General features: G+C 45.3%; 16 protein-coding genes. 8 read left to right on the plus strand and 8 right to left on the minus strand.

Annotation, left to right across the window (positions count from 1 at the left end):
• Nucleotides 1-132: 132 nt before the first annotated feature.
• Both JFQ59_RS00010 and JFQ59_RS00015 read right to left on the minus strand, forming a co-directional pair.
• Nucleotides 133-1,575 (minus strand): 4-hydroxyphenylacetate 3-hydroxylase family protein, encoded by a 1,443-nt coding sequence (locus JFQ59_RS00010; protein WP_202318342.1) that lies wholly within the window; start codon nucleotides 1,573-1,575, stop codon nucleotides 133-135.
• A gap of 41 nt (nucleotides 1,576-1,616) precedes the next feature.
• Complete coding sequence (locus tag JFQ59_RS00015; RefSeq protein ID WP_202318343.1) at nucleotides 1,617-2,807, minus strand: acetyl-CoA C-acetyltransferase; 1,191 nt, start codon at nucleotides 2,805-2,807, stop codon at nucleotides 1,617-1,619.
• A gap of 315 nt (nucleotides 2,808-3,122) precedes the next feature.
• On the opposite strand from JFQ59_RS00015, the gene JFQ59_RS00020 reads away from it, so the two are divergent.
• On the plus strand, nucleotides 3,123-3,677 hold the full coding sequence (locus JFQ59_RS00020) for a ferredoxin domain-containing protein (protein ID WP_202318344.1): 555 nt from the start codon (nucleotides 3,123-3,125) through the stop codon (nucleotides 3,675-3,677).
• 53 nt (nucleotides 3,678-3,730) lie between these two features.
• Entirely contained in the window at nucleotides 3,731-5,302 is a 1,572-nt protein-coding gene (locus JFQ59_RS00025; RefSeq protein ID WP_202318345.1) for a sensor histidine kinase, read from the plus strand.
• Here the strand turns inward: JFQ59_RS00025 and JFQ59_RS00030 are convergent.
• Nucleotides 5,289-5,600, minus strand: coding sequence for a ribonuclease P protein component 4 (locus tag JFQ59_RS00030; RefSeq protein WP_202318346.1), 312 nt, complete (start codon nucleotides 5,598-5,600; stop codon nucleotides 5,289-5,291). The two genes, JFQ59_RS00025 and JFQ59_RS00030, sit on opposite strands and share 14 nt — an antisense overlap.
• A gap of 50 nt (nucleotides 5,601-5,650) precedes the next feature.
• Between JFQ59_RS00030 and sepS the strand changes: the two genes are divergently transcribed.
• Entirely contained in the window at nucleotides 5,651-7,255 is a 1,605-nt protein-coding gene (sepS, locus tag JFQ59_RS00035) for an O-phosphoserine--tRNA ligase (protein ID WP_202318347.1), read from the plus strand.
• Here sepS and JFQ59_RS00040 read toward each other — a convergent pair.
• Complete coding sequence (locus tag JFQ59_RS00040) at nucleotides 7,252-7,821, minus strand: S26 family signal peptidase (protein WP_202318348.1); 570 nt, start codon at nucleotides 7,819-7,821, stop codon at nucleotides 7,252-7,254. The two genes, sepS and JFQ59_RS00040, sit on opposite strands and share 4 nt — an antisense overlap.
• Before the next feature lie 19 nt (nucleotides 7,822-7,840).
• Between JFQ59_RS00040 and JFQ59_RS00045 the strand changes: the two genes are divergently transcribed.
• From JFQ59_RS00045 to JFQ59_RS00065, 5 genes are read left to right on the plus strand one after another with little or no spacing between them, the layout of a single operon-like run.
• Nucleotides 7,841-9,307 carry a DNA-directed DNA polymerase II small subunit gene (locus JFQ59_RS00045; RefSeq protein WP_202318349.1) on the plus strand — a complete coding sequence of 489 codons (1,467 nt, stop codon included), beginning with the start codon at nucleotides 7,841-7,843 and terminating at the stop codon, nucleotides 9,305-9,307.
• Nucleotide 9,308: 1 nt separating this feature from the next.
• Entirely contained in the window at nucleotides 9,309-9,920 is a 612-nt protein-coding gene (locus JFQ59_RS00050; RefSeq protein WP_202318350.1) for a phosphoribosyltransferase, read from the plus strand.
• Nucleotides 9,917-10,648, plus strand: a complete 732-nt coding sequence (locus JFQ59_RS00055; RefSeq protein ID WP_202318351.1) for a phosphorylase family protein — start codon at nucleotides 9,917-9,919, stop codon at nucleotides 10,646-10,648. The genes JFQ59_RS00050 and JFQ59_RS00055 overlap by 4 nt, the downstream gene beginning before the upstream one ends.
• A gap of 33 nt (nucleotides 10,649-10,681) precedes the next feature.
• Complete coding sequence (locus JFQ59_RS00060) at nucleotides 10,682-11,626, plus strand: transcriptional regulator (RefSeq protein ID WP_202318352.1); 945 nt, start codon at nucleotides 10,682-10,684, stop codon at nucleotides 11,624-11,626.
• A gap of 11 nt (nucleotides 11,627-11,637) precedes the next feature.
• Nucleotides 11,638-12,150, plus strand: coding sequence for a flavin reductase family protein (locus JFQ59_RS00065; protein ID WP_202318353.1), 513 nt, complete (start codon nucleotides 11,638-11,640; stop codon nucleotides 12,148-12,150).
• A gap of 13 nt (nucleotides 12,151-12,163) precedes the next feature.
• Here the strand turns inward: JFQ59_RS00065 and JFQ59_RS00070 are convergent, their stop codons facing one another.
• From JFQ59_RS00070 to JFQ59_RS00085, 4 genes are read right to left on the minus strand one after another with little or no spacing between them, the layout of a single operon-like run.
• Nucleotides 12,164-12,820 carry a coiled-coil domain-containing protein gene (locus JFQ59_RS00070; protein ID WP_202318354.1) on the minus strand — a complete coding sequence of 219 codons (657 nt, stop codon included), beginning with the start codon at nucleotides 12,818-12,820 and terminating at the stop codon, nucleotides 12,164-12,166.
• Nucleotides 12,817-13,326, minus strand: coding sequence for a hypothetical protein (locus JFQ59_RS00075; protein ID WP_202318355.1), 510 nt, complete (start codon nucleotides 13,324-13,326; stop codon nucleotides 12,817-12,819). Before JFQ59_RS00075 ends, JFQ59_RS00070 begins: the two co-directional genes overlap by 4 nt.
• A 1-nt stretch (nucleotide 13,327) precedes the next feature.
• Nucleotides 13,328-13,660, minus strand: a complete 333-nt coding sequence (locus tag JFQ59_RS00080; protein WP_202318356.1) for a hypothetical protein — start codon at nucleotides 13,658-13,660, stop codon at nucleotides 13,328-13,330.
• Entirely contained in the window at nucleotides 13,629-13,934 is a 306-nt protein-coding gene (locus JFQ59_RS00085) for a hypothetical protein (protein ID WP_202318357.1), read from the minus strand. The genes JFQ59_RS00080 and JFQ59_RS00085 overlap by 32 nt, the downstream gene beginning before the upstream one ends.
• Between the last annotated feature and the right edge of the window lie 30 nt (nucleotides 13,935-13,964).

Raw genomic sequence — 13,964 nt, forward strand, 5'->3', positions numbered from 1 at the left:
GGATGCAAGAATTCTTGAGATCTACGAGGGTACGAGGGAGATCGAGCTTGAGGTCATTGGCAGATCACTGCTCGGCAAGATACCCTCAAGGCTGGGTACGGTGAGGAAGCATCCATTGATGTAAAAAATAGGTTAGTCTCCTGGAAGATCTCTTGAGATCCCCACGAGATATTTTGCGATATCTTTTTTCTTCTCAAAATCATAGCTTCTCCATATCGCAATGTCCTCCATCACCGGTGAACCTCCTCCGTGCACGCCTGCGACTGCATACACTCCTCCAAAAGATGAACAGAGAATGTTGGAAATTCCGTAAAGACAGCGATACACATCCTCCGCAGGAATGTCGCTTCTTCTCTTGATGTACTTTCTTATCAGTGGTCCTGTTTCGGGACTCAAAAAGTCTTCAGCGAAAGGCAGTGCTGCAGGCAGTCCACCAGCAAGTTCGGCAAGAATCTCAAGCTCCTTGTAGAAGTTAAGGCCTGCATGCCTTCTGCCTATATTCGCATACACCTCATTGGGCATGTAAGTTCCGGCAGGCGTTTTTGTTCCGTGAATTGCCGAGGCTATTCCGGCAGCGTAAACGAGCTCTGCAGTTGCTGCCAGTTCGACAAGCTTCTCTCTTACGTTGTGCTTTTCGTAAACCCCATTATAGTCTGCAATTAGGGCTCCGAATCCTGTTATGACGTCTGTTGTTGCTGGTTTGCATCCGGTGTAGCTGTGACGATGGAAGAGAGCGAAAAGATGTGCTGCGAGTGTGGCCTCTCTGTTCTCACCGCACAGAAAAACCCTGTCCCACGGAACGAAGACATCGTCGAATATAATCATATTTTCGTCATCACCCACCCCGCTCTGGGGCATTTTAAGTTCTTCTGGGGCCCTAAGTCTTGTTGTTCTGGCAATAATTTTAACTCCTTCAGTATCTGCAGGAATTGCGAATGCAACACTGTAATCTCTATCGTTTTCCGTCATCGCTCTTGTTGGAACCACTATTATTTCGTCCGCAACAGCAGCCATCGTTATGCAGTTCTTCGCTCCTCTGACCACTATTCCATCACTTCTCTTTTCAACAACCCGTACGTACATGTCCGGATCATCCTGCTGGTGAGGTCTCCTGCTTCTGTCGCCCTTAACATCGGTCTGAGCGCATGCAGCGACAAGATCCCTTTCCTGAAATTCCTTCAGGTATTCCAGAAATCTTTTGTGGTAATCGGTACCGTGAGCAATATCGGCAGCATAGGTTGCGATCGACAGGCCGTTGATTGCATCACATCCCATACAGCGCTGTATACATCCCCCAACAAGTCTGCAGATTTTTCTGGTCATCTCCTGCTTTTTCATCAGGTCTTCTGCAGTTTGATTTACGTGGGTAAATCTGTTAATTTTCTTACCGCTGATGTGAGATCTGGCAGTCAGAAGGTCCTTAAAATTCGGATGATCGACGAGGTCGAAGGTATGGGAAAGAGTGTATATGCCTCCTCCAAGTTCTGGCGAGTTTCTACCGACTTTCTTTCCTCTAACGTACACATTCGGCTTCATTTTATACAAATCTTCCTTGTATTCTTCCGAAGTTCGCATTTTCTTACCTCATCACTTAGATTTTAAAATTATCTCTCCTGCTAGACTCTCTCTATCACCACTGCCGCACCCTGCCCGCCTCCAACGCAGGCCGTTGCAACGCCATAGTCTCCACCCTCTTCCTGCAAAATTCTGGCGAGAGTCCCGATGAGCCGTGCTCCACTTGCAGCGAGCGGATGCCCTATAGCAATTGCACCACCCTTTACGTTAACTCTTTCCGGTTCTATCCCCAGTTCGTGTATGGCATAGAGAGTAACCACGGCAAAAGCCTCGTTTATTTCCCAGAAATCTATGTCCGTAACTTTCAAATCAGCCTTCTGCAGTGCCTTTTTGCTTGCAGGTACCGGACCCTTACCCATCACGTATGGTGGAACTCCTGCAGTGCCATAGGAAACAATTTTTGCGAGAGGGTCAAGGCCCAACTCCGCGATTTTCTTTTTAGAAGCCAGAAGCAGTCCGGTAGCTCCCGCATTTAAGGGCGAGGAATTGCCGGCTGTAATTACACCTCCTGGCTTGAATGCCGGTGGAAGAGAGGCTATTTGCTCGAGGGTTGTATCTGGCCTTATCGACTGGTCTGAGTCAACAACGATAGTCGAACCATCTGCCTGCCTTGCTTCAACGGGAATGATCTCGCCTTTAAAGTATCCCTCTTTGAGTGCTTTTGCAGCCATCTGATGGCTTCTCAGACTCCATCTATCGAGATCTTCCTTGGTGAGATATCCGGCCTCCTCAAACAGTCTTTCAGCAGTTAAACCCATCACAAAACCTGTGGCCATGTCATATTCTCTGTATTCCTCTCCTGCAAGTTTCAGATTGGGGCTGATATGCGGGTTGTCCGTGCCCATGGGAACCCTTGTCATGTGCTCGTATCCACCCGCTATTGCCACATCAACATTGCCCGTCGCTATTTCGAGGTAGGCATAGGCAGTTGTTATGAGTGATGAGGCGCACTGCATGTCCATATGGGTCGTGGAAGTTTCTACAGGATATTTCGCAAGCAGTGCCGGGCCCTTTCCTCCATATGCCCAGTTCTCCCATACGGGAAAGGCGCAACCGACCAGGATTCTTTCGACTTCCTTTTTTTCAATTCCTGCCATTTCGGGTAGCTTTTCGAGAACCACCGCCATCAATTCGTCTCCCCTATTCTGGTGAAAGACATCTCTCTCGGGCTTTTTCGGTCTGCTTCTGGAAAATGCAGTTCTTGCATATTCCGCAATATATACTTCCTCCACGAAATCACCTCCTACTTATCCTCCACTCCTAACAATCCCGGGATACGTGTCTTCGGGTTTTTCAGCCAGAATCTGTCCTCTCCGAAATCCGAAATTTTTACCATCTATCGTGAACTATCCTTCTTTATTTTTAAAATTTTTCGTTTTCTACGAAAATTATTTTTGAAACATTCATAAAAAATGCATTTTGTCAGATTCTTTCAATTGGTGTCCTGTAAGATTTGTTCCAGCCAGCAGACTTTTATTTCATTTGCCGATTAATAAACTTTCAGAGCCGAGCAAAAATTTTTATTTTAAAATTCTCTGTTAGAACTCATGATTCTGAATGAGGAGGATTTTAAAAAGGAGGGTATCAGATTAGCGGCATTTCTAATGGCAGAAAGTGCGAGAACGGCTCCGAAGTCCAAAGGTGAGGACGTAATCGAAATCGTTTATGCTGATGGTAATGAACTGGAGAAACTGGCGTTAAAGATGGAAGAACTGGCATCCGGTGGTGACAGGGACTTTTTAAGAGATGCCGAGAGTCTGAGAAAATCACAGGCTGTGTTACTTTTAGGGGCGAAGGGTGAGAAAACTGTTGGGGTGAACTGCGGAGCATGCGGCTTCGAGAGTTGTGCCGAATTTAAGAAGGCTCAGCGGGGAGGGGAGAATTTCATCGGGCCTAATTGCGCCTTTAGAATGATCGATCTTGGAATTGCCCTTGGCTCGGCAGTTAAACTTTCCGCTGTGATCGGTGTTGATACGAGGATAATGTACAGAATCGGGATAGCAGCGAAGAAACTCGGTATGGTGGATGCCGATGTTGTGATGGGCATTCCGATTTCAGCGACAGGAAAAAGCCCTTATTTTGATAGAGCGTTCAAAAAATAAGTTTCAGAGTGGAAAGAAAATTTTATTAATTATTTTGAGGTGCTGGAGTCCAAATGACGTCAATAAAGCGGAAATATTTGCTTGTGCTGGCGTCAGTATTTCTTGCAATAATCCTGGTCATTTCAGTGTATGCCTACTTTGCCACATCCAAGGCCTTTGAAGCTGTTGGGATGGAGGAAGTTTTGGAACATTCCACGATTGTGGAGGATGCCCTCTACAGGGAGCTCGAAGAAATTGATAGGCTCTGCAGCGATTGGGCTTACTGGGATGATACCTACCGGTTTATCGCTGATCCCAATGAGGAGTACATCCGATCCAACCTGGTAAACGAGACCTTTGCCGACATCCAGATGAACTACATCGTTTTCGTAAACAAAAGCGGAGGTATTGTTTACGCCGGAGCATACGACTGGAAAAACGATACCCCGATGAATTTTTCGAGCAGGTTTCTTGATTTTGTGAGGCAGGTGGATGGAGAGTTCACGGGAGTGGTTAAGCTTGACAGAATTCTGCTGGTTTCGGTAAAAAGTATACTGCCCAGCAATGAAAGCGGGGAGGCAAGGGGATATCTGATATTCGGAAGGTATCTGTACCCGGAGAAAATCTCGCAGATATCCGGCTTTCCTGTGAGCATTGTTGATGCCAGGTTTGGAAATGTAACCTACCAGTACAGCGGTGATAACCTGGTGGTTTATGTACCGATAAGGGATTTCAAAGGTGGGGTTGCTGGAAACTTCGTTTTCAAGATTCATCCATTCTGGCATGAAGTTTTCTACACGTATGTTACGGGACTCATTGCATTTATAATGCTGTCGACAGTTCTCTTTGGTATTGCAGTGGGGGTCGTACTCTACAGAGACCTCAGAAGAATCCTAGAAATTCAAAAATTTGTGAGCAGAGTTGGGGGTAATTTTGAAGATAGGCTGTCTGTAAGCGGTAGTGATGAGATATCTGAGCTGGGGAAGCAGATAAACCAGATGCTGGACAGAATTGAGCTGTCGTTCAAAAGAATTGCTCTCCTTACCGACACTCTGAAGTTCATGAACAGGATGTTAAGACATGAAATAAAGAACAGGCTAACCTCCATTGTAGGGTTTCTGGAGGTGGGTATGGAGAGCATGGATGTAAAGTACTTTGAGAGGTCTCGTGACATCGCACTGGACACTTCCAGACTGATAGACAGGTTGAGGGTGCTTGAGAGATCGTTTCTCAGTTATGAACCAAAGGCAATTGACATTGGCTCTGTTGTGGAGGATGTTATGAGGAACTACAATGTGGAGTGGGATATGAAAGGCAATGCCAGAGTTATGGCTGACGAAGGTCTGTATACTGTATTTGAGAATCTTGTTCAAAATGCAATTGTCCACGGGAATGCCACGAAAATAGAATTTGAAGTTCTTGATTATGGAGAGGTTGTTGAGATACTGGTAAAGGACAATGGAAAGGGAATTCCAGATGAGCTGAAAGGCAGGGTTTTCGAGGAGGGTTTTTCGACGTCATCGGGATACGGTTTTGGGCTTTACATAGTTAAAATGCTCGTTGAAAGATATGGAGGTGCGATCTCTCTTTACGACAATAAGCCATGTGGAGCGATTTTTTCGATAAGGTTACCTAAGGCTTTTTAGGTCTTATCGGAACCCGTCTCTCGTAGCCGCAGTTCAGGCATTTGATTATCACCCTGCTCTTCCTCACCCTCACCCTAAATTTTTCGGCCCTGTATGGATAGAGACATTTTTTGCAGTAAGCCATTTTCAACTCTTTTGGTATTCTCACCCTGTATTTCATTGCAATTTTTCTTGCAAGCTCTATGTATCTTCTTGAGAGTTCGTAATCCTTATTTTTCCACTCCTGCGCTCTCTCGATAAGGAAAACAACTCTCTCTCTTGCCATTCTGTTCTCTCTCTTTTTATCCCTTCTCAGCACGGGTAGTGGTAAACAACAAAGATAAATAGTCTTTTGTTCTTTCAGCCATTATGAAATTTGACCCCCAGAAATACAGAGAACTCTCCAGGAAAGACTTTGAGGAAGCATGGCGAATGGGTGGTGAAGTGCTGGGCATCAGAAATCCGAATGACGTCTACCCCAGAATCGGTTATGAATTCGGGAGAGAACATCCGGTCTTTAGCACAATCGAGAAGCTGAGAAGGGCGTATATCTCCATTGGATTTACCGAGGTCATAAACCCGCTTATAGTGGAGGATGTACATGTGAGAAAGCAGTTTGGCAGAGAGGCTCTGGCAGTGCTGGATAGATGTTTCTACCTGGCATCCCTGCCAAAACCAAATGTTGGAATGTCGGCAGACAAAATTCGAAAGATTGTGAACATTACTGGAAAAGAATTTGACAGCAAAAAACTTCAGGAAGTTTTTCATAGATACAAAAAGGGGGAGATAGATGGGGATGATCTGAGCTATCTGGTTGCTGATGTCCTGGATGTCGATGACATAACAGCCGTCAGGGTTCTTGACGAGGTTTTCCCCGAGTTCAAGGATCTGAAACCTCAGGCGGGCACCCTAACTCTCCGGAGCCACATGACCACAGGATGGTTCATAACTCTCAGTCACATTGCAGATAAGCTCCCCCTGCCAATCAAACTCTTCAGCATTGACAGATGTTTCAGAAAGGAACAAGGTGAGGACGCAACGAGACTGTACAGCTACTTTTCTGCGAGCTGTGTTGTTTTGGACGAAGAGGTTGGAGTTGATGATGGAAAGGCAGTTGCAGAGGCACTACTCAGACAGTTTGGTTTTGAAAAGTTCAAATTCAGGAAGGATGAAAAGAGAAGCAAGTATTACATACCGGATACACAGACCGAGGTTTTTGCCTTTCATCCGATGCTGGTTGGCTCTCACACCAAGTACAGCGATGGCTGGATTGAAATCGCAACTTTCGGAATTTACTCTCCAACAGCTCTGGCTGAGTACGACATAGAGTATCCGGTGATGAATTTGGGACTGGGGGTCGAAAGGCTGGCGATGATTCTGCATGGCTATGATGATGTCAGAAAAATGGTGTATCCGTACATCTTTGGCGAAGTCAAAATCAGCGATCTGGATATAGCAAGGGGGATAAAGATAAGGGCAGTACCGCAAACGCAGGTTGGGTTGAAAATAGCACAAAAAATAGTCGAGACAGCCGAAAAGAATGCATCAGCACCGAGCCCGTGCAGCTTTCTCGCTTTTGAGGGGGAGCTATTTGACAGGGAGGTAAAAGTTTACGTTGTTGAGGAGGAAGAGAACACGAAACTCTGTGGTCCGGCCTATGCAAATGAAATAGTCGTACATCACGGGGATATATACGGAATTCCTAGAACCAAAAAGTGGAAAAGCTACTTTGACGAGGGTGTGAGCACGGGAGTGAGATATATAGACTCCTTTGCATATCTTGCAGCGGAGAGAATAGAGGAAGCAGCAATGTTTGGCAGGGATGATGTTGTCGTGCGGGTCAGGGTGGTTGAAAATCTCTCGGATGTTAACATGTACATTCACGAAAATCTCAGGAGATATGTTATCTCCAGGAGAGGTAAAATTGATGTCAGAGGACCCATGTTTGTAACGGTTAAGGCCGATATTGGTTAGATCGGGATGAGGAGTCTCAGATAGCCAATGTAGGGGATTCTGAACTTTGCGACACCTATGATCCATTCCTTCTTTACGGGCTTTATTTTTTCTCCGATGGGTGAAAAAGCACCTGGAACTGCCTGATCAGGAAGCTGATTGGTTCTTACGTTATCACCCTGAGTGATATACCCGTCGTTTTCTGCAATCTGATTTGTGTAAACGAGTTTTCCATTAACTAGAGCAGGAATGTGCTCTCCCTTATGCACGTACGCAATTGCACGGTGTATGATTGGCTTGCCGTAACCGTTGGGTTTGTAGACGATAACGTCACCATAATTACCGAAGCTCATGTAACCTGTTTTCACACCTTCTTCCCATGTAACCACTCCACCGTTTCTATCCACTCCAACTAAAATAATCACATCACCTTTATACATGTGTGGCTCCATGCTGCCAGACTCAACCGCAACCATAAAGGGCCATGTGCCTGTTAGGGCAATTCCACCACCGATTATGACCGCAACGATAATTAATGTTGAGACCACATCTTTTATGAACTGAACAGACTTCGATTCATTACTCATGCTTAAAGGAGGAGAGGGGATGGTAATTAAAAATATCGATGTGGCCACGGTGGCGAAAAAATTTCTGGTGAAGGGATACAACATAGACCCAAGAGCGGCAGAGCTTGTTTGCAGTTTTGGCAGTTTTAATGATGAACTTGTATCCGAGATATGTAAAATTGCGAGAGGCAAGTTTATTATTTGCGAGGAAGACGTCAGGGCTGCTATAAGAAAATTCAGCTCATCCAAGAAAGATATCAAACAGACTGCTGTAGATTCGGGATTAAAAGAAAAAAGAGAGGATAGAGAGAGTTTGAGGATACTGATGGACGTAACTGGTAACTCTGTGTGTGAGGGCAAGATTGATGATTTTGTTGTGTACTTCAACTCAAGACTCGAGAAACTGTCCAGAATTTTAAAGAGCAGAATCTACCCGACACCAATCGCCCATGTTGGAAAGAGGAGGATAGAAACGGTGAACGTGGTGGGAATGGTCACCAATGTCTGGGAGAGAGGAGAGAAGTACATTATCCAGCTTGAAGACTCTACGGGCAGCATAAACTGCCTTGCGACGGGGAAAAATGCTGAAATTGCTTCAGAACTTTTGGGTGATGAGGTCATCGGTGTGACGGGTAAGCTGAGGGGAAAAACCATCATTGCAGATAGAATAATTTTCCCTGACGTGCCCGTAAATGGAAACGGCGGGAAGAAAAGGGATTTTACAATTATCTTTCTTTCGGACACGCACTTTGGAAGTAAGGAGTTTCTGGAAAGAGAGTGGGACCTTTTTATCAGATGGCTGAACGGCGAACTGGGGGATAGAAAAGGTGAAGAACTGGCTGAAAGTGTGAAGTATATCGTAATCGCAGGAGACGTTGTGGATGGTATAGGAGTATATCCGGGTCAGGAGAACGATCTCGAAATAATGGATATCTATGGGCAATACGAAAGTGCAGCAGAGCACATAGATAGAATTCCGAGGAGAATAAAGATAATCCTCGCCCCTGGCAATCACGATGCTGTGAGACAGGCGGAACCCCAGCCTTCACTGCCAAAGGAGATACGGGATCTTTTTTCGGGCAACGTGTATCATGTTGGCAATCCGGCTTTTATCGAGATCGAAGGCGTTAAAGTTCTGGTATATCACGGGAGAAGCTTCGACGACATTGTTGCCAAAATACCCAGGCTGAGCTATGATGAACCGCAGAAGATCATGGAGGAACTCCTGAAAAGAAGACACCTCAGCCCGATGTATGGAGGACGAAGTCCAATGGCTCCCGAGAGGGAGGACTATCTGGTTATAGAGGAAATACCTGACATTCTGCACTCGGGACATATCCATACATACGGTACCGGGTTTTACAGGGGGGTTTTCATGGTCAACTCATCTACCTGGCAGGCTCAGACTGAATTTCAGAAAAAAGTAAATCTCAATCCCATGCCCGGAAACGTTGCGGTCTATCGTCCCGGAGGAGAGGTCGTCAGACTGAGATTCTATGGTGAGTAAGATGAGTTATCTGGTTCTAAGCTGGAATTACGCTGACAAACTCTGCAGAAGAATCGCTTTTGATATCTTTGAGGATGGATTTTGTCCTGACTCGGTAGTTGCTCTGGCGAGAGGCGGAGTTTTTGCTGGAAATCTTTTGTGTGATTATCTTGATGTGGACGAGTTTTTCTGCCTCGATATCGATAAAGGTGATCGTATTGCTGGGAAAAGGGTTCTGGTGGTTGACGATTTCATAAACACCGGCAGAACCATGAGGAGGGCACTTGAGCTGGTTGAGGCGGAGGAGGTTAAGACCGCATCGCTCCTCATGCTCGAGCGATCAGAGTTCATACCCGACTACCTCGGGGACTACATGACTGACTACGCCTGGATTATATTCCCGTGGAATTTTGTTGATGATATCTCCAGACTCATTCTGGAAATTCTTGAAATGGAAGTGGAGGTCAGCCAGCCGAAACTCAAGAGACTGCTTTCAGAGAGAGGATTGAATCCGTTCAGTCTTGAAACTGCTATTCCTGGCAGATTTGAGGAAGTATTGAGGGTACTTGAACTGAGGGGACTCGTTGAGAGGAGAGTTGAAGAGGGGAGAATTTACTGGAGGATACTGAAATGATAGGGATCGTCGGTGGTACCCACATTCTTGAAATTGAGGTACTGTCCGATGTAAAGGAGGTACAGATTGAAACCCCCTATGGCCGTGCTGAAGTAGATATCGGCAGGATTGACGGAATCGATGTTGCTATCATACAGAGGCACGGAAAGAGGAAAGATAAACCTCCACACAGAATCAACCACGCAGCAAATTTCTTTGCTCTGAAAACTCTTGGTGTGAGGTACACGATAGGTATGGGCTCTGTGGGATGTCTGAGGGAAGAGTACGAATTGCCCTCTCTGATAATTCCGGACGACTATATAGATTTTTTCAGCGGAATAACCGTTTTTAACGACTCACTTGTGCATGTAACACCAGGATTTGACGAATATCTCAGAGGGGTTTTGCTGGATACGGCAAAAGATATTTCGAGCTTTCCTGTAATAGAGAAAGGGGTGTATTTCCAGACAAAAGGGCCGAGACTCGAGACCCGTGCAGAGATTGCAATGATAAAGAACTTTGCAGACTGCGTCGGAATGACTGCAGGGAGTGAGGCGACTGTGGCTAGAGAGCTGGGGATGAGCTATGCGGTAATCTGTACGATGGACAACTATGCTCACGGGATTAAAAATGAGGTTGTAGATTACAGAGAAATCGTGATGAGGGCCAGAGAGAACGCTGAAGAATGTTTGAAAATCGTAAGTGAGGCGGTGAAAAGAATCTGGCATGAAAAATTCCTAAAGACATAAGCCTTATATAGTAATACAACTACACTAATAAAAATGCATGCTGCACTGATAGAGTCGGTGGTCAAGATACTGATAAAGGCTGATTTTAATGTTGCTGACTTAGCTGAGACTAAGCCTCGCTGCTTTGACGTTGTGGCGAGGAAAGACAACACAGTTTTGATTATCAAGGTTCTGTACAATGTCGATTCCCTCAAGCCCGAGGCTGCCGATGAAATGAAGAAGCTGGCAAAGATTCTCGAGGCAAGCCCCCTGGTTGTGGGAGAAAGGTTCAAATTTGATTTTCTTGAAAGGGGGGTTGTGTACACCCGTTATAGCTTGCCTGTCATCAACCTTGCAACATTTTACGATTTCATTCTTGAGGGCATTCCGCCGTACATATTCTCTGCCCCAGGAGGTTATTATGTAAAGCTGGACAGTGAGAAAATAAGGGAGGCGAGAGAGAAGCTTGGAATAAGTATTGGAGAGATGGCAAAACTTCTCGGTGTTTCGAGGAGAACTATCAAGAAATATGAGGAGGGAACTGATACCTCTCTGTCAATAGCAGCTAAAATTGAGGAGGTTCTTGGTACATTTGCAATAAAGCAGATAGATCTTCTGAATTTTACCAAGGTAAATTTTGAGGAGGAATGTGAGGCCGAATTTGAGGGTCGGGAGGGAGAAATTCTCGATCAGCTCAGGGTAATCGGACTATCAGTTTACCCGGTCAGGCAGGCTCCTTTCGATGCCGTGTCAAGGGTTGAAAAGTTGGATCAGGAACAGATTCTAACAGGGGTCAGACAGGTGAGGGAAATAGAAAAAAGAGCGAGACTCCTTGGAAGAATTTCAGAGGCTCTTGAGACAAAGGCTGCGTATATCACCGATAAAGACTGCAAGAAAAAGGTTGATTCGGTTGTTTTTGTGCTTAAAGAGGAGCTTTACTCTGTCAGCACTCCGAAAGATTTTATTTCCCTTTTGAAGGAAAAAAGCTCTGAAAACTGAGGTGATGGTATATGCTGGAGTATCTGTATCCGTTAAGAACCTATCTGATAGTTTCGGGAGTTGAGAGGCCCAACGTGATGACAGCGGACTGGGTTGTACCTCTCTCGTTCACACCTCCTATGCTTGGGGTTGCCATTGGCCATACAAGGTACACCCACGGACTAATCAAGGAGTGCGGGGAGTTTGTTGTTGCCGTTCCGACAATCGAGTTGCTCAGGGAAGTGTGGATCGCAGGCACCATGAGCGGTGGGAAGAGTGATAAGATGGAGAAGCTTGGATTGACGCTGGTAGAATCGAAAAGCGTGAAGGTGCCGTCTATCAGAGAGTGTCAGGCGAACATCGAATGCAGGGTTGTTAAGGAGGTGGATGTGGGTGATCACACGCTCTTTGTTGGGGAGATTGTCAGCGTTACTCACGGGGATGCCTTCAGGGACGGGAGGCCTGATATCAGCTATAGGTTTGTCATGCACGCTTCATTCGGCAAAAACTTCACGACAAATTCGGGCGAAAGATTTTCGCCATAAAAATTTTTGAAAATCACTCCTTTCTGGAGAGGTATATCAGGGCAACATAGGAACCGGCGAATAGGGAGACCAGGAAGAAGGTTGCTATTCTGTAAATGCTGCTCTGTCTGTTGAGTTCCATGATTCTCTCCTCCTGCTGAGCCAGTTCATCCTTTTTTTTCTCCAGTTCTTGACTGGTTTTGTTCAGGTTTAGCTTGATTTTTTTCAGCTCGTTTTTAAGAACTCCATTCTCCAGCTCAAGCATTCTCATGTTAATCTCGGCATCTCCAAGCTTGGATTTCAACTCTTTGATTTCCTTCTGGAGGGCATTTGTTTTTAAATTCAGATTTTCAACTTTTTTCTCGAGGGCCATGTTTTCCCTTTCTATAGCAGCAGCGTAGCCTGTTATGTTACTGCAGGATAACCCTGAAACTTCTATTTCCACCAGCTCTTTTCCGTCAGCGTAAACTTTCTTTATTCCCTCCGTGCAGTTTATTCCGATTTTCAGCTCGTGAACTCCTGGTGTTGCCATGAGTGTGCTGTTCAGGTTCTCCACGAAGTACATGCATGCGTCACTCACATTCAGCATTGCAGGCTCGGTAATGTTAAGATTTACAACATCACCCGGATTTGCCTGCAGGGTGGCCTGCATTGCTGCTAAACTGAGCAGGATGAATATTGCCGGATTCACACCAATCCCTCCATAACCATATTTATTTCGTTAACTATTCTGTCCATCTCTTTCCTTGAGATGTCTCTGGCAATTTTGGCGTGAAGGATGACATCTGGATTTGCCTGGGCAACAAAGATTCTTCTGTCTTCTCCCGCCAGCACAATTTTGTTTGAGTTGAGCAGTCCTCTGGCAACCTTCAGTAGTTCAGGTGCAATTGCCGCATCCTCCTCAGCCGTTGAGCTGTTGGAAACTATCGGCAGCCCATCAGGGGTGAGAATTGTAATCTCGCCCAGAATGTATTTATCGCTCAAATAGTCTACGAACTCGCTCAAATCCGAAGGCGGAGTCAACACCTGTGTTTCTGACACCTGTTTTTCAATTGTCGTGGAAATTGAAGAAATTTTTGCCCTTCTGACCTCCTCTTCTTTTTCTTTCTCTTCTCTTAGAGCTGCGGATATGAACTTCCACGTAATACCAAACCCCAGAACTCCACCAACCACTGTGGCGAGTATCTCGTACATCATATCACCTTAAAAACTTTGCAATACCGTTAAGGTCAGCTTTTTCAAGTTCTTCTGCAAACTTGAATGCGTCTTCAATTGTGCTGAGATTGATCTTCTTTGATTCTCTGGCTATCTTTTTTATAAAAATCTTGGCTGCTCCGAGATTTCCTCTGCTCACCTCAACAATAGCTGCAACATTGTTTTTCTCAAAGTACAGGGCATTGCTGTTTAGCAGAATTACGGCATTCCTGATACCCAGTTTATCAAGCTCACTGAGAATTTCTCTGAATTTATCCGCACCCTCTCCATGTTTTCTGAATTCATCACCGATTTTCAGGAGATAAGATTTTATCATAGATGTTCACCTCTACATCTCTGATTATCTCCATAATGTTTTCCTTTTTTGTTGGGAAGCAGATAAACTCAGATCCGTTTCTCAAAATCACGACTTTGGTATCGTCGTATGTGAATACTCCCATCCTGAACTTTTCGGGGAGAATGGAGGTAATATTGCAAAACTTCTCCATCAGTTCTACCTCTTCGTCACTTAGCAGGTAGACGTCAGCTATTTTTCCGTCTTTGATAATACATGCACCGTGACCTGTGGCGGAGTAAATTTTTTTCAACATTACCGAAAAATATGCCTTTAGTTATTTATT

Source organism: Archaeoglobus neptunius, assembly GCF_016757965.1.
GTDB lineage: Archaea > Halobacteriota > Archaeoglobi > Archaeoglobales > Archaeoglobaceae > Archaeoglobus > Archaeoglobus neptunius.